The following is an 18474-nucleotide window of genomic DNA, read 5'->3' as shown; positions in this document are numbered from 1 at the left end:
CGCCTTCCCGGCCAGTCAAAAACGGGCCTCGCCACGGCCTTTTCCCGAACTCCTGGCGCCCCGTCCGCGTTCCATCCGTGCTCACAAACGAGCTGCGATCGTCCCACCTACGGAACGCTCTTTTGTCCTTCGCCCGGCTACCGCTTTTCCGCCAAACCCTTACATTGACTGGGTAACGCGGCGCGAGGCGCCGCTCGCCAAGACACAGGAGATCCGACATGGACGACATCCGCAACCCGAACGACGCCACCACCATCCCGGCCACCGCCGGGGAATCGGTGCAGCGCACCCGCACCATCGACCGCGTGGTGCGCGGCATCGCCACCTCCGACGGAGCCGGCGTCAAGCTGACCCGCGTGCTGACGCAGAACCTGCAGCGCCGGCTGGACCCGTTCCTGATGCTCGACGCCTTCGGCACCGACCGGGCCGACGACTACATCGGCGGCTTTCCGGCCCACCCGCATCGCGGCTTCGAAACCATCACCTACATGCTGGCCGGCCGCATGCGCCATCGCGACAGCGCCGGCAACGAGGGCCTGCTGGAGAACGGCGGCGCGCAATGGATGGTGGCCGGCGCCGGCGTCGTGCATTCGGAGATGCCGGAGCAGCAGGACGGCCGCATGGAGGGCTTCCAGCTGTGGCTGAACCTGCCGGCCAGCGACAAGATGACGGCACCGTGGTACCGCGACCTGCCGGCCGCGGCGATCCCGACCGTCGCGCTGGCGGGCGGCGCGGTGGTGCGCGTGCTCGCCGGGGCTTCGCACGGCGTGCAGGGCGCGATGACGCGGCCCGTCACCGAACCGCTGTACCTGGACGTCGCGCTGCCGGCCGGGCAATCGTTCGCGCAGGCTCTGCCTGCCGGGCATAACGCCTTCGTCTACGTCTATCGGGGCGAGGTCAGCATCGGCGAGGGCGACGCGCTCGCCGCGCTCGACGCGCAGCGGATGGGCGTGCTGGCCAACGAGGCCGATGCCGACGGCGTGATCGTCAAGGCCACGCAGGATGCGCGCTTCCTGCTGATCGCCGGCAAGCCGCTGGGCGAGCCCATCGTGCAGTACGGGCCGTTCGTGATGAACAGCGAGGCGCAGATCCACCAGGCGCTGAGCGACTTCCGCGACGGCCGGTTCGAGGGGAAGGTGCAGAGCGCGGGGTAAGGCCGGCCCTCTCCCCGACCCTCTCCCGCAAGCGGGAGAGGGAGAACACCCACCGACCCGTGACATGCCGGGGGTTTGCTCCCCTTTCCTGCTTGCGGGAGAGGGAGAACACCCGCCGACCCCTGACATGCCGCGGTTTTTTGCTCCCCTCTCCCGCTTGCGGGAGAGGGGCCGGGGGAGAGGGCAGACTTACACCGGCTCTTACCCGTTCCCCTCCACCGCCGCCACGCCCTTGCCCTTGCGCAGCCGCGCGCGCAGGTCGCCGATCATCGGCCAGATCAGCACCAGGATGGCCAGCGTCATGATGGTGCCCACCAGCCCGTTGGACCAGAAGATATCGAGCGAGCCGGACGAGACCAGCATGGTCTGCCGGAACGCGTCCTCGGCGCGGTCGCCGAGCACCAGCGCGAGCACCAGCGGCGCCAGCGGATAGTCGAGCTTCTTCAACACATAGCCGATCACCCCGAAGCCCAGCATCAGCCAAACATCGAACAGCGCGTTGTTGACCGTGTAGGCGCCGATCGCGCAGACCACCAGGATCAGCGGCGCGATGATCGAGAACGGGATGCGCAGGATCGCGGCGAACAGCGGCACCGTCGACAGCACCACCAGCAGCCCCACGATATTGCCCAGGTACATGCTGGCGATCAGCCCCCAGACGAACGGTCCCTGCTCCTGGAACAGCAGCGGCCCGGGCTGCAGGCCCCAGATCATCAGCCCGCCCAGCAGCACCGCGGCGGTCGCCGAGCCGGGAATGCCCAGCGCCAGCATCGGCAGCAGCGCGCTGGTGCCGGCCGCGTGCGCGGCGGTCTCGGGCGCGACCACGCCCTCGATATTGCCCTTGCCGAACGAGTCCGGATCGCGCGCCATCCGCTTGGCCACGCCATAGCCCATGAACGACGCCGCGGTGGCGCCGCCCGGCGTGATGCCGAGCCAGCAGCCAATCGCCGACGAGCGCAGCACCGTCATCCAGTAGCGCGGCAGCTCGGCCCAGGTGCGCAGCACCACCTTCAGGTCGATGCGCGCCTGCTTGCCGCGGAACGCCACGCCCTCCTCCATCGTCATCAGGATCTCGCTGATGCCGAACAGCCCGATCACCGCCACCAGGAAGTCGAAGCCGCGCAGCAGCTCGGTGGAGCCGAAGGTCATGCGCAGCGTGCCGGAGACCGTGTCCATGCCGACCGCCGCCAGCAGGAAGCCGACGCACATCGCGATCAGGATCTTGGGCTTGGACTCCTTGCCCATGCCGACGAAGCTGCAGAACGTCAGCAGATAGACGGCGAAATACTCCGGCGGCCCGAAGCGCAGCGCGAACTTCGCCACCAGCGGCGCCAGGCAGGTGATCAACAGCACGCCGGCCATCGCGCCCAGGCACGAGCCGGTGAAGGCCGAGGTCAGCGCCCGGCCCGCCTCGCCGCGCTGCGCCAGCGGGTAGCCATCGAAGGTGGTCGCCACCGACCAGGCCTCGCCCGGGATATTGAACAGGATCGACGTGATCGCGCCGCCGAACAGCGCGCCCCAGTAGATGCAGGACAGCATGATGATGGCCGAGGTCGGATCCATCGAGAACGTCAGCGGCAGCAGGATCGCGACGCCGTTGGGGCCGCCCAGCCCGGGCAGCACGCCGACCACGATGCCGAGCAGGATGCCGACGAACATCAGGCCGACGTTCTGCCACGACAGCGCGACCGAGAAGCCGTGCATCAGCGAATTGAATTCCTCCATGGCGCCCTCCTAGAAGCCGAGCGCCGCTTCCAGCGGGCCCTTCGGCAGCGGCACCCGGAACTGGATCTCGAAGATCCAGAACAGCACCAGATTGATCCCCGCGCCCAGCAGCACCGCGCGCCACCATTCGGCCTTGCCCACCGCCATCATGAAGCCGGCGATGAAGATCGCCGACGCGACATAGATGCCGAGCCAGCCGATCAGCGCGACATAGACCGACAGCGGCAGCAGGATCACGCAGACCTGCCGCAATTGCTGCCAGCTGGCGAAGATCGCGTCGGCCGGCGTGCGCCAGGCCTGCCATGCCACGGCCACGCTGCACACCAGCACGATCGCGCCGACGCGCAGCGGAAAGTAGCCGGCCTCCGGGCCGTCCGCCGCCCAGCCCGCGCCGATGCGGTGGTTGCTCCAGATCACCACCACGGCGCCCGCCAGCAGCAGCGCGGCCACCACCAGCTCGACCGCGCGCAGCGACACGCCGCGTGCGTCGGCGTGCGCGTCCTTGTCGACGCCGGCGGCGGCCGCATGCTCTTGCTGTGTTTCCATCGAAAACTCTCCCAGTCGGTGCGCGCGGCGGCCCGCGTCGAGCCGTCCGCGCGTCATTGGCGGTGCCGGCTCAGCGCGCGGCCATGAAGCCCGCTTCCTTCAGGATGTCGCGGTGCGCGTTCTCGTCCCTGGCGAGGAAGTCCTCGAGCGCCTTGCCGGCGAGAAATTCGCTCTTGAGCGCATTGCGCTCCAGATACTCCTTCCACTCCGGCGTGGCGACGATCTTGCGCATCAGCTCCACGTAGTACTTCTGCTGATCGGGCGTGATGCCGCCGGGCATCATGAACACGCGCAGCATCTGGTACTGGACGTCGAGCCCCTGCTCCTTGCAGGTCGGCACGTCGCGCCAGCTCTGCGACTGGGTGACCTTGGTGGTGTAGCCCATCCGTTCCGGGGCGAACACGCACAGCGCGCGGTGCTCGCCGGCGCGCCACTGGCCGATCGATTCGGACGGGTTGTTGACGTTGGCGTCGATGTGCTTGCCCGACAGCTGCGTGGCCGCCTCGCCGCCGCCCTTGTACGGCACGTAGATGAACTTGGCGCCGGTCTTCTTCTGGATCAGCGTGGTGATGATCTGGTCCTCGCGCTTGGAGCTGGTGCCGCCCATCTTGACCTTGCCCGCGCCGGCCTTGGCGCCCTCGACGAATTCGGCGACGGTCTTGTACGGCGCTTCGGCATTGGTCCACAGCACGAACTCGTCCTGCGCGACCATCGCGATCGGCGTCAGGTCGCGCCAGCTGAACGGCAGGTGGCTGACCATCGGCACCGTGTACAGCGCGGACGAGGTCACCAGCAGCTTGTGCGGATTGCCCTGCGACGCCTTGGTGTCCATCAGGCCCTCGGCACCGCTGGCGCCGGCCTTGTTGACCACGATGACCGGCTGGCTCATCAGCTTGTGCTTGGCGATGATGCTCTGGATCGAGCGCGCCATCTGGTCGGACGCACCGCCCGCGCTGAACGGCACGACGATCTCGACCGGCTTGGTCGGCTCCCATGCCCACGCCGCGGCCGGCGCGCCGCCGATCGCGAGCGCGACGGCGCCGAACGCCAGCATCGAACGCTTGCCCTGCTTGCTGTGCTTGCTTTGCATTGCCTGTCTCCTCGTTGGAATGTCACATCGGTCCGCCGCGTGCCGGCCGTCGAGCGGCCTTGTCGCGGTCTGTGCGGCGGACGGGTCTGGCCCCGGCACGGCAACGGTGCCGGCCTGTCCTCCCTGTGCTGCTACTCTCTCCCTGCTGTCCCGCTCCCTGCTGTCCCGCTCCTTGCTGTGCCATCCGTCTGCACGACCGGTCTGCGCTATCTGTCCTTCCCCGCGCCCGGCGCTGCACCGTCCGTCCGCTGCGCCAGCGCGGCCGCCAGCACCCGCGCCACGTGCCACGCCTGCGCGTGGGCGCCATCGGCGATCTGATGCCGGCAACTGGTGCCGTCGGCGACCACAATGGCGTCCTCCGCGCGCGCCCGCACCGCCGGCAGCAGCGACAGCTCGGCCATCGCCATCGAGGCCTCGTAGTGCTCGGCCTCGTAGCCGAAGCTGCCCGCCATGCCGCAGCACGACGAATTGACCGGCGACACCTTCAGCTCGGGAATCCAGCCCAGCACGGTCTGCACCGGCGTGAAGGCGTCGAAGGCCTTCTGGTGGCAGTGGCCGTGCACCAGCGCCTCGCGCTGCGGCAGCGGCTGCAGTGCCAGTTCCTTCAGGCTCAGGCGCCCCGCCTGGCGCTCGCGCACCAGGAATTCCTCGAACAGGAAGGCGCTCGCCGCCAGGCGCGCCGCCTCGTCGCCATAGCCATAGCCAAGGAATTCGTCGCGCAACGACAGCAGGCACGAGGGCTCGAGCCCGACGATGGGCACGCCGCGCGCAACGAAGGGCTGCACCGCGTCGAGCAGGCGCCGCGCCTCCTGGCGGGCCTGCTCGACCAGTCCCGCGGCCAGGAAGGTGCGGCCGCAGCAGAGCGGACGCTCGCCGGGCCGCATCAGCGGATGCACGGTGTAGCCGGCCGCTTCGAGCACCGCCTGCGCGGCGCGCGCGTTCTCGGGCTCCATGTGGTTGTTAAAGGTGTCGACGAACAGCACCACCTCCCGGTTTCCCCCGGCGGCCGGGTCGTGCAACCGACCGTGCAACGGATCGTGCATCGAAGCGGCCAGGGAAGCGGTGTCCGTCGCAGCGCCGGCGCCGGCAGTGGCCGGGGTGGCATCGCCGCGGCCGGCACGCGCAATCGTCGACAGAAACGAACGCTGCCAGCGCGGCAGACTGCGCTGCGGCGCGAAGCCGAGCGCGCGCCTGGCCCACGCCGACAGCAGCGGAATCCGGTCGGCCAGCGCCATCAGCGCGGGCATCCGGCTCGCCAGCGGCGCATAGCGCGGCATGAAGGCCACCAGCCGATCGCGCAGCGTCAGCCCGTGGCGCTGCGCCCACGCGTGTCGCGCCTCGATCTTGAGACGCGCCATGTCGACGCCGGTCGGGCAGTCGCGCTTGCAGCCCTTGCACGACACGCACAGGTCGAGCACCGCCTTGACGTCCTCGCTCGCCAGTCCTTCGTCGCCGAGCTGGCCCGATACCGCAAGGCGCAGCGTGTTGGCGCGGCCGCGCGTGACATGCTGCTCGTCCCGCGTGACGCGGTAGCTCGGGCACATGGTGCCGGCGTCGAACTTGCGGCAGTGGCCGTTGTTGTTGCACATCTCGACCGCGGCGGCGAGCCCGCCGGTGCGATCGTCGCCGCTGCCCGGCGGCGTTTCCTCGCCGCTCAGCGGATCGCGCCTGACGTTCCAGGCCGACCAGTCGAGCGCCGGCTGCAGCGGCAGCCGCTGGTAGCCCGGCGGAAAGCGGAACAGCTCGCGCGTGTCCATCTTCGGCGGCCGCACGATCTTGTCGGGGTTGAAGCGGTTGTCCGGATCGAACAGCGCCTTGATCTCGCCGAAGGCGGCATGGATGCGCGGGCCGTATTGCCAGGCCACCCACTCGCCGCGGCACAGGCCGTCGCCGTGCTCGCCCGAATAGGCGCCCTTGTACTCGCGCACCAGCGCGGCCGCCTCCTCGGCGATCGCGCGCATCTTCGCGGCGCCGTCGCGGCGCATATCGAGGATCGGCCGCACGTGCAGCGTGCCGACGCTGGCGTGCGCATACCAGGTGCCCTCGGTGCCGTGGCGATGGAACACCTCGGTCAGCCGGCGCGTGTACTCGGCCAGGTGCGGCAGCGGCACCGCGCAGTCCTCGATGAAGGAGACCGGCTTGCCGTCGCCCTTCATGCTCATCATGATGTTCAGGCCGGCCTTGCGCACTTCCCACAGCGCCTTCTGCGCGCCGGCGTCCGGCATCTTGACCACCGAGCCGGGCAGGCCGAGATCGCCCATCAGCTCGCCCAGCGCATCGAGGTCGGCGCGCAGCGCGGCGGCATCCTCGCCGGCGAACTCGACCAGCAGGATCGCCTGCGGCTCGCCCCGCAGCGCCGACGCGATCACCGGGCGGAAGGCCGGGTTGGCCATCGACAGGTCGATCATCGTGCGGTCGACCAGCTCGACCGCGACCGGCGAGAGCCCGACGATATGCTGGGTCATTTCCATTGCCTGGTAGAAGGTCGGGAAATTGACCACGCCCAGCACTTTGTGCGTCGGCAGCGGCGCGAGCTTCAGCGTGATTTGCCGGCTGTAGGCCAGCGTGCCTTCGGAGCCGACCAGCAGGTGCGACAGGTTGGCGTGTCCGTCGTCGGTATAGGCGCGCGGATTCTGGCAGTCGAACAGGTCGATGTTGTAGCCCGCGACGCGTCGCAGCACCTTGGGCATGCGCTCGGCGATCTCGTCGCGCTCGCGCGTGGCGATCGCGCGCAGCTGCGCCAGCATCGCCTGCACGCGCGGATCGGTGGGCGCCTGCGCCAGCGAGCCGAAATGGCATTGCGCGCCGTCGGCCAGCACCGCGTCGATCGCCAGCACGTTGTGCACCATGTTGCCGTAGGCGAGCGAGCGCGAGCCGCAGGAGTTGTTGCCCGCCATGCCGCCGATCGTGCATTGCGCGCCGGTGGAGACGTCGACCGGGAACCACAGCCCGTGCGGCTTGAGCCAGGCGTTCAGGTGGTCGAGCACGATGCCGGGCTCGACCGTGACCGTGGCCGCGACCGGATCGAAGTCGATCACCTGGTTCAGCCACTTGCTGTTGTCGATCACCAGCGCCTCGCCGACGGTCTGGCCGCACTGGCTGGTGCCGGCGCCGCGCGCCAGCACCGGCGCATGCGCGTCGCGTGCGATCTCCAGCGCCAGCAGCAGATCGCGCTGGTCGCGCGGCACCACCACGCCGACCGGCATGATCTGGTAGATCGACGCGTCGGTGGCATAGCGGCCGCGGCTGGCGCGGTCGAACAGCACGTCGCCGCGCAGCTCGCGCTTGAGCCGCGCCGCCAGCGGCGAGCCGGGCCCGCCCTCGGAGCGGACGAAGTGCAGCGGCCTGACGAGCGGCGCCGCGGGCAATGGTGACGCCAACGAAGGGACCGACGTGGAGGCCAGGCGCGTGGACAGATCCGTCATCGCAGCTCCATCCGCTCAGGCGGCGGCCTTCAGCGCCGGCGTATCGGCATGCGACGTCAGGTACTCCATCGCCGCGGCCACGCCGCTGCCCTGCAGCGGCACGCCCGACAGCTTCAGTCCCATCTCGCAGCCCGACAGCGTCGCCATCAGCGTCAGGTCGTTGCAGTCGCCAAGATGGCCGATACGGAACATCTTGCCGCGCATCTTGCCCAGCGCCTGGCCCAGCGACATGTTGAAGCGTTCGTAGATGCGCTTGCGCACCGCGTCGGCGTCGACGCCCTCGGGCATCATCACGCCGGTCAGCACCGGGCTGTAGACCGCCGGATCGGCGCACTGGATCTCCAGGCCCCAGGCGCGCACCGCGCGGCGGGTCGCCTCGCCCAGGCGCTGATGGCGCGCGAACACATTGTCCAGCCCCTCCTCCAGGATCATGTCGAGCGCCTCGGACAGTCCGTACAGCAGGTTGGTGTTCGGCGTGTACGGCCAGTAGCCGTTCTTGTTGGCCTCGATGATCTCGTCCCAGCGCCAGAAGCTGCGCGGCATGCGCGCTGCCTTGCTGGCAGCGATGGCCTTTGGCGACAGCGCGTTGAAGCTGATGCCCGGCGGCAGCATCAGGCCCTTCTGCGAGCCCGACACCGTCACGTCCACGCCCCACTCGTCGTGCCGATAGTCGGCCGAGGCCAGGCCCGAAATCGTATCGACCATCAGCAGCGCCGGATGACCGGCCGCATCGATCGCGCGGCGCACCGCGGCGATGTCGGAGGTCACGCCGGTCGAGGTCTCGTTGTGGACCACGCAGACCGCGCGGATCCGATGGCCGCTGTCCTCGCGCAGCCGCGCCTCGATCATGTCGGGCTGCACGCCCCGCCGCCATCCCTCGATGCCCGGCAGGCCGAGGAATTCCGGCTGCAGGCCCAGCGACTCGGCCATCGACTTCCACAGCGTGGCGAAATGCCCGGTCTCGTACATCAGCACGGTGTCGCCCGGGCTGGTGGTGTTCGACAGCGCGGCCTCCCAGGCCCCGGTGCCCGAGGCGGGATAGATGATCACCGGGTGCTCGGTCTTGAAGATCTTGCGGATGTCGGCCAGCACCTTGCGCCCGAGCGCCCCGAATTCCGGCCCGCGATGGTCGATGGTCGGATAGCTGATTGCACGCAGGATGCGATCCGGTACCGGGCTCGGTCCCGGGATCTGCAGGAAGTGGCGGCCGGCGGGGTGGAAATCGAGCGAGATCATGGGCGGGTGCCTCCTTGTTGAATTTTGAATTCAAAATACTCTAGCAGCCGACCCCGGCGATCCCAAGCGGAAATTGCCCCGCAAGCGCGCTCGTTTACCCGGATTGCCGGCGCCATGCGGGCTGCGGGACAGTTCCACGCGACTGTGCGCTAGAATGGCCGGGACATCACGGATAAGGACTTTGAATGCAAAATTCCGCCGAAGGGGAACCGCTGCCCGACAGCGGCGCCACCCCGCTGCTGCCCCGGCTGGAGCGCCAGCGCCTGCACGACACCGTGGTCGAGCACCTGCGCAAGTTCATCACCGAGGGCGTGCTCAAGCCCGGCATGAAGCTCAACGAGCGCGAGCTGTGCGAGACGCTGGGGATTTCGCGCACGCCGCTGCGCGAGGCGTTCAAGGTGCTGGCCGCCGAGAACCTGATCGAGATCTCGCCGAACCGCGGCGCCAGCGTGTCGCGCATGACCGAGGCCGAGATCTGGGAGACCTTCGAGCTGATGGCCGGACTGGAAGCGTTTGCCGGCGAACTGGCCTGCGAGCGCATCACGCCGGCCGAGCTGGCGCAGATCAAGGCGCTGCATTACGCGATGCTGGCCTGCCGCGCGCAGAACGATCTCTCCGGCTACTACAGCCGCAACCAGGAGATCCACGACCGCATCAACGCGGCCGCGCGCAATGGCGTGCTGCGCCAGACCTATCTGTCGATCAACCGCCGGCTCAAGGCGCTGCGCTTCCGCTCCAACCAGCAGACCCAGAAATGGGACCGCGCGGTGCAGGACCACGAGGCCATGATCCAGGCGCTGGAAGCGCGCGACGGCAAGCGCCTCGCCGCGATCCTGCGCCAGCATCTGCTGGAGAAGCGCGAGGCGGTGATGCAGGGCTCGCTGGCGGCCGCCACGCCCGCCGAGGGCACGAACGCCCCGGCTTCGGCGGCCTGAGCGCCTGCCTGCCATCGCGGCCCGCGCTCGCCGGGCCTTGCCTGGCTCTGCCTTGCGCGCGCGCGGCGCAGCACGCGCCGCCGCTGGCCCCTTCCCTGCGCCCGCACCCGGCATGCGACTTGCAACCGTCCGCCATCCGTTGCGGGGCCTGCATCGGCGGCCAGATCGGCCGTTCCGGGACCCGCGCACTTATATAATCCCGACCTGATAACAGGCATTACGCTTCCGTGATGACGCGGCAAGGCGCGCCGGCCATGCTGGCCCACGCCTTGCCGCTGTTCACTGCTGATCGCTGCCGCCGCGCCGTGGCGCCGCTTCCCTGCGGATTGCCCGGTGCCGCGCAGCGCCGACGGACGAAGCCGCCTCATAACCAGAGCCGCCTCAGTGACATCCAATTTCCCCCCCAGGCTGGCGCTTGCCCATATCGTCAAGCGCTATCCCGGCGTGACCGCCAACGACGACGTCTCGCTGACCGTCGCCCCCGGTGAAATCCATGCCGTGCTCGGCGAGAACGGCGCCGGCAAGTCGACCCTGATGAAGATCATCTTCGGCGCGGTCAAGCCCGACGCCGGCCAGATGCACTTCAACGGCGCGCCGGTGGTCATCGACAGCCCGCACGACGCCCGCGATCTGGGCATTGCGATGGTGTTCCAGCATTTCTCGCTGTTCGACACGCTGACTGTGACCGAGAACATCGCGCTCGGCCTGCCGGCCGCGCAGCGCGGCGGCACCTCGATGAAGGCGCTGGCCGAGCGCATCCGCGAGACGGCCGCGCGCTACGGCCTGCCGCTCGAGCCCGAGCGCCATGTGCATACGCTGTCGGTGGGCGAGCGCCAGCGCGTCGAGATCGTGCGCGCGCTGCTGGCGCGGCCGCAATTGCTGATCCTCGACGAACCCACCTCGGTGCTGACGCCGCAGGCGGTGCAGACGCTGTTCGTCACGCTGCGCCAGCTCGCCGACGAAGGCACCAGCATCCTGTACATCAGCCACAAGCTCGACGAGATCCGCGCGCTGTGCCATCGCGCCACCGTGATGCGGATGGGCCGGGTCACCGGCGTCTGCGATCCGCGCCAGGAAAGCGCGGCCTCGCTGTCGCGCATGATGATCGGCGGCGAGCCGCCGCGCGAGGCGCGCGTGGCCACGCCGCGCGGCGCGCTGCGGCTGGCGGTGCGCGAGCTGTCGCTGCCGCGCGCGCACGCCTTCGCCACCGCGCTCGACGGCATCGCGCTGGACCTGCATGCCGGCGAGATCGTCGGCATCGCCGGCGTGTCCGGCAACGGCCAGCAGGAACTGCTGGCGGCGCTGTCCGGCGAGGACACGCGCGCCGCGCGCGACGCGATCGCGCTCGACGGCAAGCCGGTCGGCCGGCTCGACGCGCGCGCACGGCGGCGCGCGGGCCTGGCCTTCGTGCCCGAGGAGCGCCTGGGCCGCGGCGCGGTGCCGGGCATGAGCCTGGCCGACAATACGCTGCTGTCGCACCAGGACCCGCCCTATGTGCGGCGCGGCCTGGTCTCGCCCAAAGCGGCGGCCGGGCTCGCGGCCGCGATCATCCAGCGCTTTCGCGTCAAGGCAGGCGGCCCGGACGCGCTGGCGCGCAGCCTGTCGGGCGGCAACCTGCAGAAGTTCATCGTGGGCCGCGAGATCGAGAGCGGCCCCGGCGTGCTGATCGTCGCGCAGCCGACCTGGGGCGTCGACGTCGGCGCCGCCGCGCAGATCCACAACGAGCTGCTGGCGCTGAAGGCGACCGGCTGCGCGATCCTGGTCGTCTCGGAGGAGCTCGACGAGCTGTTCGCGATCTGCGACCGGTTGCACGTGATCGCCAAGGGGCGGCTGTCGCCGTCGATTCCGGTGGAAGACGCCACGCGCGAACAGATCGGCCTGTGGATGAGCGGGCTGTGGCAAGGCGGACCGGGCGGCCACGACGAAGGCCGGCATGACGTCGCGGAGGCGCGCGTCCATGGCTAAATCGCTCGGCTTCGTCTTTCCCCTGTCGCTGGCCCCGCGCGGCCTGCCCTCGCGCCCGATGGCCTATGCCTCGCCGGTGATCGCGCTGGCACTGACCCTCGCTTTCGGCGCGCTGCTGTTCGTGCTGCTCGGCAAGGACCCGATGGCCGCGCTGAAGGTCTTCCTCGTCGATCCCGTCAAGGACAAGCGCGCGCTCGGCGAGGTGCTGCTGAAAACCGTGCCGCTGGTGCTGTGTGCGCTCGGGCTGTCGGTCTGCTACCGGGCCAACGTCTGGAACATCGGCGCCGAGGGACAGCTGATCCTCGGGGGCATCTTCGCCGCGGCGACGGTGCTGTGGTTCGATGTGCCGGGCCACCAGGCGAGCGCCACGAGCGGCACGGCCGTGCTGGTGCTGGCCTCGCTCGCCGGCATCGCCGGCGGCATGCTGTGGGCCGGCATCACCGCGCTGCTGCGCGACCGCTTCAACGCCAACGAGATCCTGGTCTCGCTGATGCTGACCTATATCGCGCAGCAGCTGATCCTCTACGTGGTCAACGGCCCGCTGAAGGATCCGCAGGGCATGAATTTCCCGCAGTCCAAGGTGTTCTCGTCCGAGTTCCTGCTGCCCAACCTGATGTCGGGCTCGCGGCTGCATGCCGGCTTCGTCGTGATGCTGGTGCTGGTGGCGGTGATGACGGTGTTCCTGTTCCGCAGCTTCGCCGGCTACCGGCTGCAGGTCGGCGGCACCGCGCCGTCCGCGGCGCGCTACGCCGGCTTCTCGGCGCGCGCCTCGCTGTGGATGGCGCTGCTGATCTCGGGCGGCTTTGCCGGGCTGGCCGGGGCCTTCGAGGTGGTGGGACCGATCGGCCAGCTGCTGCCTTCGATCTCGCCGGGCTATGGCTTCACCGCGATCATCGTCGCCTTCGTCGGCCGGCTGCATCCGGTCGGCGCGGTGTTCGGCGGCATCGTGATGTCGCTGTTCTATATCGGCGGCGAGATGGCGCAATCGCGCCTGGGCCTGCCGTCGGCCATCGGCTGGGTGTTCCAGGGGATGCTGCTGTTCTTCCTGCTCGCCTGCGACAGCCTGATCGACCACCGCCTGCGCTGGCGCGCGGCGGCCGTCCGATAGTCCCCCGGCCCCCCACCGATATCCCCATGGAACAATTCGCTCCCCTTGTCGCCACCGCGATCAATGCCGGCACCCCGCTGCTGCTGGCCGCGCTCGGCCTCTTGATCAACGAACGTGCCGGCGTGCTGAACCTGGGCGCCGAAGGCATGATGCTGGTCGCCGCGGTGTTCGGCTTCATGGTCGGCTACCAGACCCAATCGCCGCTGCTCGGCTTCGTCGCCGGCGCGCTGGCCGGCATGGCGATGGCCACGCTGTTCGCCTGGCTGGCGCTGGTGCTGGCCACCAATCAGGTCGCCACGGGCCTGGCGCTGTCGATCTTCGGCACCGGCCTGTCGGCCTTCATGGGCCAGCGCTTCGTCGGCCATGCGATGCCCGCGCAGGGCAGCAAGGTGCCGGGCCTGGCCGACCTGCCCTTCGTCGGCCCGACCTTCTTCCAGCATCACTGGATGGTCTATGTCAGCGTGCTGCTGTGCCTGGCGATCATGTGGTTCCTGTTCCGCACGCGCGCCGGGCTGACGCTGCGCGCGATCGGCGAATCGCCCGAGTCGGCGCACGCGCTCGGCTATCCGGTGCGCTGGATCCGTTTCGCCGCGCTGCTGTTCGGCGGCGGCTGCTGCGGCCTGGCGGGCGCCTACCTGTCGCTGGTCTATACGCCGATGTGGGTCGAGAACCTGGTCGCCGGACGCGGCTGGATCGCGCTGGCGCTGACCACCTTCGCCACCTGGCGGCCCGGCCGCGTGCTGGTCGGCGCCTGGCTGTTCGGCGGCGTGACGATCCTGCAGTTCTATCTGCAGGGCATCGGCGTCTCTGTGCCGTCGCAGATTCTGTCGATGCTGCCGTACGCGGCCACCATCGTCGTGCTGGCGCTGATCTCGCGCAATCCGGCGTGGATCCGCCTGAACATGCCGGCGTCGTTGGGACGGCCGTTCCGCCCCGGCAACGCCTGAACCGTTTCGATCGGCGGCGCGGCGAACAGGGGTCGCCGCGGGGCCGCGCCCGCCGTCTGCAAGCAGAGCCAACCCGCCTGGCATCCCGCATGCTTCCGCATATGTCCCGCATGCATTCGCACATTCAACACAAGGAGAAATCGATGAACGTCACGCGCAGGAAGTCCCTCGCGACGCTGGCCGCCACCACGCTGCTGGCGGTCGCCACGCTGGCCGGCTGCGGCAAGAAGGAGGCAGAGCAGCCCGCGCCGGGCGCCGCCTCGGCCCCGGCCGCCGCGGGCCAGGCGGGCGAGCCGCTGAAGGTCGCCTTCGTCTATATCGGACCGGTCGGCGACGCCGGCTGGACCTATGCGCACGACCGCGGCCGCAAGGCGGTCGAGGAGAAGTTCGGCGACAAGGTCAAGACCACCTACGTCGAGAACGTGCCCGAGTCGGCCGCCGACGCCGAGCGCGTGTTCCGCGACCTGGCCAGCCAGGGCAACAAGCTGATCTTCGGCACGACCTTCGGCTACATGGAGTCGATGCTGAAGGTCGCCCGCGAATTCCCGGACGTCCGCTTCGAGCACGCGACCGGCTTCAAGACCGCCGAGAATCTCGCCCAGTACGACGTGCGCACCTACGAGGGCGCGTACCTCGCCGGCGTGGTCGCGGGCAAGATGAGCAAGACCGGCAAGATGGGCGTGGTCGCCTCGGTGCCGATCCCCGAGGTGATCCGCAACATCGACTCGTTCGCGCTCGGCGCGCGCAGCGTCAATCCGAACGCAACCGTCAAGGTGGTCTGGGTCAACAAGTGGTTCGATCCGGGCAAGGAGCGCGAGGCCGCGACCACGCTGATCGGCCAGGGCGTCGACATGCTGATGCAAAACACCGACTCGGCCGCCGTGGTGCAGACCGCGCAGGAAAAGGGCGTGCACGCGTTCGGCTGGGACAGCGACATGAGCAAGTTCGGTCCCAAGGCCCATCTGGCGGCGTCGGTGATCTCGTGGGGCGTCTACTACAACAAGGTGGTCGGCGACGTGCTCGGCGGCCAGTGGACCAATGGCACCACCTGGTGGGGCCTGAAGGAAAACATGATCGACCTGACCGGCTTCAACGCCGACGTGCCCGAGGACGTCAAGGCGCTGGTCGCCGAGCGCCGCCGCGGCATCATCGAGGGCAGCTCGCCGATCTGGAAGGGCCCGATCAAGGACAACACCGGCAAGGAGCAGCTCGCCGAAGGCCAGGTCGCCGACGACAAGTTCCTGCACGGCATCAAGTTCTACGTCGAGGGTGTGGAGGGGCAGATTCCGGGTTGATGGCGATCGACAGCGCTGGCCGTCGTAGTTCTCCCTCGTAGTTCTCCCCTCTCCCGCCAGGCGGGAGAGGGGTCGGGGAGAGGGCGAACTGCGCTGGCACACGCTGGCGCGGCTCGCATGACGACCTGCCTTTCCCTCTCCCCCAAGCCCCTCTCCCGCGCGCGGGGGAAGGGGAAGCAAACCCTCCCCTGCTGCCTTCACCACATCGCCGCGGGGAACTTGAACCCCGCCCGATCGGCCCAAGCTATCCTGTTGTCGTGCCGCGCATTTCCAGCCGCGGGTGCACAGTGTGAAGGAGGCCTCTCATGTGGAAACGATTCTCGGCGCTTTGGACGCTCGCGCGGCGCGATGGGCGCCTGCTCTGGCATGCGCTGCGGCACCCCGACGCGCCAGGCTGGCTCAAGCCGGCGGTGATCGGCGTGGTGCTGTACGCGCTGTCGCCGATCGACCTGATCCCCGACGTGGTGGCGGGACTGGGCATCGTCGACGATCTGGTGCTGATCCCGCTGGCGGTACACCTGATCCTCAAGCGCCTGCCGCCGCATATCCTGCGGCAAGCGCAGATGCGGTCGGCAGCGACCACGGTCCGGCCGCGCTGAGCACGCGATAAGAGCAAAAGAAGCAGCAAGAGAAAAGGGCGCCACTGGCGCCCTTTCTCGTTGCGGCCCTACTGCGGCCTGACTGCAGCCCGACTGCGACCCCTACTGCGGCCTGATTGCCGCCTGATCGCCGCCTGATCGCCGCCTGCCGCGCGCTTACGGAATCAGCACGGTCGACCCGGTGGTCTTGCGCGCTTCCAGTTCGCGATGCGCCTGCGCGACCTCGGACAGCGGATAGCGCTGGCGCACCTCGATCTTGACCTTGCCGCTGCGCACGATGTCGAACAGCTCGGCCGCCATCGGCTCGAGCAGGTCGCGCTGCGTGACATAGGTCATGATGGTCGGCCGCGTCAGCTTCAGCGAGCCCTTGGCGCCCAGCACCGAGATATCGACCGGCGGCACCGGGCCCGAGGCATTGCCGAAGCTGACCATGGTGCCGCGCGGCGCCAGGCAGTCCAGCGAATCGTTGAAGGTGTCCTTGCCGATCGAGTCGTAGACCACCGCGACGCCCTTGCCGCCGGTGATCTCCTTGACGCGGTCGAGGAAGGACTCGCGCGTGTAGACGATGGTGTGGTCGCAGCCGTGCGCGCGCGCCAGCGCGGCCTTGTCGTCGTTGCCGACCGTGCCGATCACGGTGGCGCCCAGCGCCTTCAGCCATTGCGAGGCGATCAGGCCGATGCCGCCGGCGGCGGCGTGCAGCAGCACGGTGTCGCCCGGCTGCACGCGGTAGGTGTCGCGCACCAGGTATTGCACCGTCATGCCCTGCAGCATCATCGCCGCGGCCTGCTCGAACGAGATGTCGTCCGGCAGCCTGACGACGATGTCGGCCGGCATCACGCGCACCTGCGCATAGGCGCCGGTCGGACGGCCGGCATAGGCGACGCGATCGCCCACGCTCAAGTGCGTCACGCCCGGCCCGACCGCCTCGACCACGCCGGCGCCTTCCATGCCGATCCCGCCCGGCAGCGGCTGCTTGTACAGCCCGGTGCGGAAGTAGACGTCGATGTAGTTCAGGCCGACCGCCTCCTGCCGGATACGGATCTCGCCCGGGCCGGGCTCGCCGACCTCGACGTCGACCCACTGCATCACTTCAGGACCGCCGTTCTCGAAGATGCGGATGGCTTTGCTCATGGTTCGGTTCTCCTTGGGGATGATCGGATGGAAGCGCCGCGGGGTCCCGGCGACGCCGCGCCCGGCTCAGCCGGCCGGCGCCTCGGTGCGGCGCCGCATTTCGGCGATCAGCATGTCGGCGGTCGCCACATTGGTCGCGCACGGCACGTCGTGCACGTCGCAGGCACGCACCAGCGCGTTGATATCGGGTTCGTGCGGCTGCGGCGTCATCGGGTCGCGCAGGAAGATCACCGCGGCGACCCGGCCCTCGGCCAGCTGCGCGCCGATCTGCAGGTCGCCGCCCCACGGGCCGGACAGCATGCGCGTGACCTGCAGTCCCGCCTCGTCGATCAGCCGGCCGCCGGTAGTGCCGGTGGCCAGCAGCTCGCAGTGCACGAGGAAGTCGCGGTGGCGGCGGGCGAAGGCGACGATGTCGTCCTTCTTGCGGTCGTGCGCGATCAGCGCGATGCGCGGCGGTACCGCGGCGACAGGGGTGGTCGTCATGCGCGCGCTCAGAAGGTGCCGGGGTAGGCGCCGCCGTCCAGCAGGATGTTCTGCGCGGTGATGTACGCGGCCTGCTTGCTGCACAGGAAGGCGCAGGTGGCGCCGAACTCGGCCGGATCGCCGAAGCGGCGCGACGGATTCTGCGCGGCGCGGCGCTGGGCGACCTCGTCGACCGTCAGGTTGGCCTTCTTCGCCGCGCCTTCCATGGTCTTGTACAGGCGGTCGGTATTGAACGGCCCCGGCAGCAGGTTGTTGATGGTCACGCCATGCTGCGCGACCTCGCGCGCCACGCCGGCGACGAAGCCGGTCAGGCCCGAGCGCGCGCCGTTGGACAGGCCCAGCACGTCGATCGGCGCCTTGACCGCGCCGCTGGTGATATTGATGATGCGGCCCCACTTGCGCGCGATCATGCCGTCGACGGTGGCCTTGATCAGTTCGATCGGCGTCAGCATGTTGGCGTCCAGCGCGGCGATCCAGTCCTCGCGGTTCCAGTCGCGGAAGTTGCCCGGGGGCGGGCCGCCCGCGTTGTTGACCAGGATGTCGAGGTCGCCGAGCTTGGCCGCGGCGTCGAGCGCCTGCCGGCGGCCTTCCGGCGTGGTGATGTCGGTCGCCACCGCGACCACGCGGCGGCCATGGCGCGCGCGCAGGTCGGCGGCGGCCTTGTCCAGCGCCTCGGCGCCGCGCGCCACGATCACCACGTCGACGCCCTCGGCGGCCAGCGCATCGGCGCACGCAAAGCCCAGTCCCTTGCTGGCGCCGCACACCAGCGCATGCTTGCCTCGCAGTCCGAAATCCATGCTCCCTTCTCCTTGATTCGCCAATTGTCCAAGCTTGT

Annotated in this window: 15 protein-coding genes; 7 read left to right on the top strand and 8 right to left on the bottom strand. The window is 69.4% G+C overall.

Translation table 11 applies throughout. The annotated features are described in order from the left end of the window. Positions 1–218: 218 nt before the first annotated feature. Positions 219–1154, top strand: coding sequence for a pirin family protein (locus tag KZ686_RS08155; protein ID WP_265632173.1), 936 nt, complete (start codon positions 219–221; stop codon positions 1152–1154). Between the two features lie 201 nt (positions 1155–1355). Here KZ686_RS08155 and KZ686_RS08150 read toward each other — a convergent pair whose 3' ends face one another. The 5 genes from KZ686_RS08150 to KZ686_RS08130 form a co-directional block, all read right to left on the bottom strand. Then, on the bottom strand, positions 1356–2879 hold the full coding sequence (locus tag KZ686_RS08150; protein WP_149317944.1) for a tripartite tricarboxylate transporter permease: 1524 nt from the start codon (positions 2877–2879) through the stop codon (positions 1356–1358). Positions 2880–2888: 9 nt separating this feature from the next. After that, entirely contained in the window at positions 2889–3425 is a 537-nt protein-coding gene (locus tag KZ686_RS08145; RefSeq protein WP_150084556.1) for a tripartite tricarboxylate transporter TctB family protein, read from the bottom strand. Between the two features lie 70 nt (positions 3426–3495). Continuing rightward, on the bottom strand, positions 3496–4479 hold the full coding sequence (locus tag KZ686_RS08140) for a tripartite tricarboxylate transporter substrate binding protein (RefSeq protein ID WP_149318033.1): 984 nt from the start codon (positions 4477–4479) through the stop codon (positions 3496–3498). 242 nt (positions 4480–4721) lie between these two features. Continuing rightward, on the bottom strand, positions 4722–7940 hold the full coding sequence (locus KZ686_RS08135; RefSeq protein WP_407648476.1) for an FAD-binding and (Fe-S)-binding domain-containing protein: 3219 nt from the start codon (positions 7938–7940) through the stop codon (positions 4722–4724). Positions 7941–7955: 15 nt separating this feature from the next. Beyond that, complete coding sequence (locus tag KZ686_RS08130) at positions 7956–9176, bottom strand: pyridoxal-phosphate-dependent aminotransferase family protein (protein WP_150084553.1); 1221 nt, start codon at positions 9174–9176, stop codon at positions 7956–7958. A 185-nt stretch (positions 9177–9361) separates the two neighbouring features. On the opposite strand from KZ686_RS08130, the gene KZ686_RS08125 reads away from it, so the two are divergent. The 6 genes from KZ686_RS08125 (at position 9362) to KZ686_RS08100 (ending at position 16025) form a co-directional block, all read left to right on the top strand. Further along, positions 9362–10111, top strand: coding sequence for a GntR family transcriptional regulator (locus KZ686_RS08125; protein WP_149317940.1), 750 nt, complete (start codon positions 9362–9364; stop codon positions 10109–10111). Positions 10112–10495: 384 nt separating this feature from the next. After that, positions 10496–12076 carry an ABC transporter ATP-binding protein gene (locus tag KZ686_RS08120; protein WP_265632170.1) on the top strand — a complete coding sequence of 527 codons (1581 nt, stop codon included), beginning with the start codon at positions 10496–10498 and terminating at the stop codon, positions 12074–12076. Beyond that, positions 12069–13184, top strand: a complete 1116-nt coding sequence (locus KZ686_RS08115; RefSeq protein WP_149317938.1) for an ABC transporter permease — start codon at positions 12069–12071, stop codon at positions 13182–13184. The genes KZ686_RS08120 and KZ686_RS08115 overlap by 8 nt, the downstream gene beginning before the upstream one ends. 26 nt (positions 13185–13210) lie before the next feature. Further along, positions 13211–14131 (top strand): ABC transporter permease, encoded by a 921-nt coding sequence (locus KZ686_RS08110; RefSeq protein ID WP_265632168.1) that lies wholly within the window; start codon positions 13211–13213, stop codon positions 14129–14131. 143 nt (positions 14132–14274) lie between these two features. After that, positions 14275–15426, top strand: a complete 1152-nt coding sequence (locus KZ686_RS08105) for a BMP family ABC transporter substrate-binding protein (protein ID WP_150084129.1) — start codon at positions 14275–14277, stop codon at positions 15424–15426. Between the two features lie 305 nt (positions 15427–15731). Continuing rightward, positions 15732–16025, top strand: coding sequence for a YkvA family protein (locus KZ686_RS08100; RefSeq protein WP_149317935.1), 294 nt, complete (start codon positions 15732–15734; stop codon positions 16023–16025). Between the two features lie 156 nt (positions 16026–16181). On the opposite strand, the gene KZ686_RS08095 is transcribed toward KZ686_RS08100, so the two are convergent. The 3 genes from KZ686_RS08095 to KZ686_RS08085 all read right to left on the bottom strand — a co-directional run bounded on the left by KZ686_RS08095 (position 16182) and on the right by KZ686_RS08085 (position 18436). After that, entirely contained in the window at positions 16182–17156 is a 975-nt protein-coding gene (locus KZ686_RS08095) for a quinone oxidoreductase family protein (RefSeq protein WP_149317934.1), read from the bottom strand. A 66-nt stretch (positions 17157–17222) separates the two neighbouring features. Beyond that, a complete protein-coding gene (locus tag KZ686_RS08090) occupies positions 17223–17639 on the bottom strand; it encodes a methylglyoxal synthase (protein WP_265632166.1) in 417 nt (138 codons plus the stop codon). An 8-nt stretch (positions 17640–17647) separates the two neighbouring features. Next, positions 17648–18436: an SDR family oxidoreductase gene (locus KZ686_RS08085; protein ID WP_265632165.1), complete on the bottom strand. Its 789-nt coding sequence runs from the start codon at positions 18434–18436 to the stop codon at positions 17648–17650. Between the last annotated feature and the right edge of the window lie 38 nt (positions 18437–18474).

Source organism: Cupriavidus cauae, from assembly GCF_026210475.1.
In the GTDB taxonomy this organism is placed as follows: domain Bacteria; phylum Pseudomonadota; class Gammaproteobacteria; order Burkholderiales; family Burkholderiaceae; genus Cupriavidus; species Cupriavidus cauae.
This window is presented reverse-complemented; position numbering and strand designations above follow the sequence as displayed.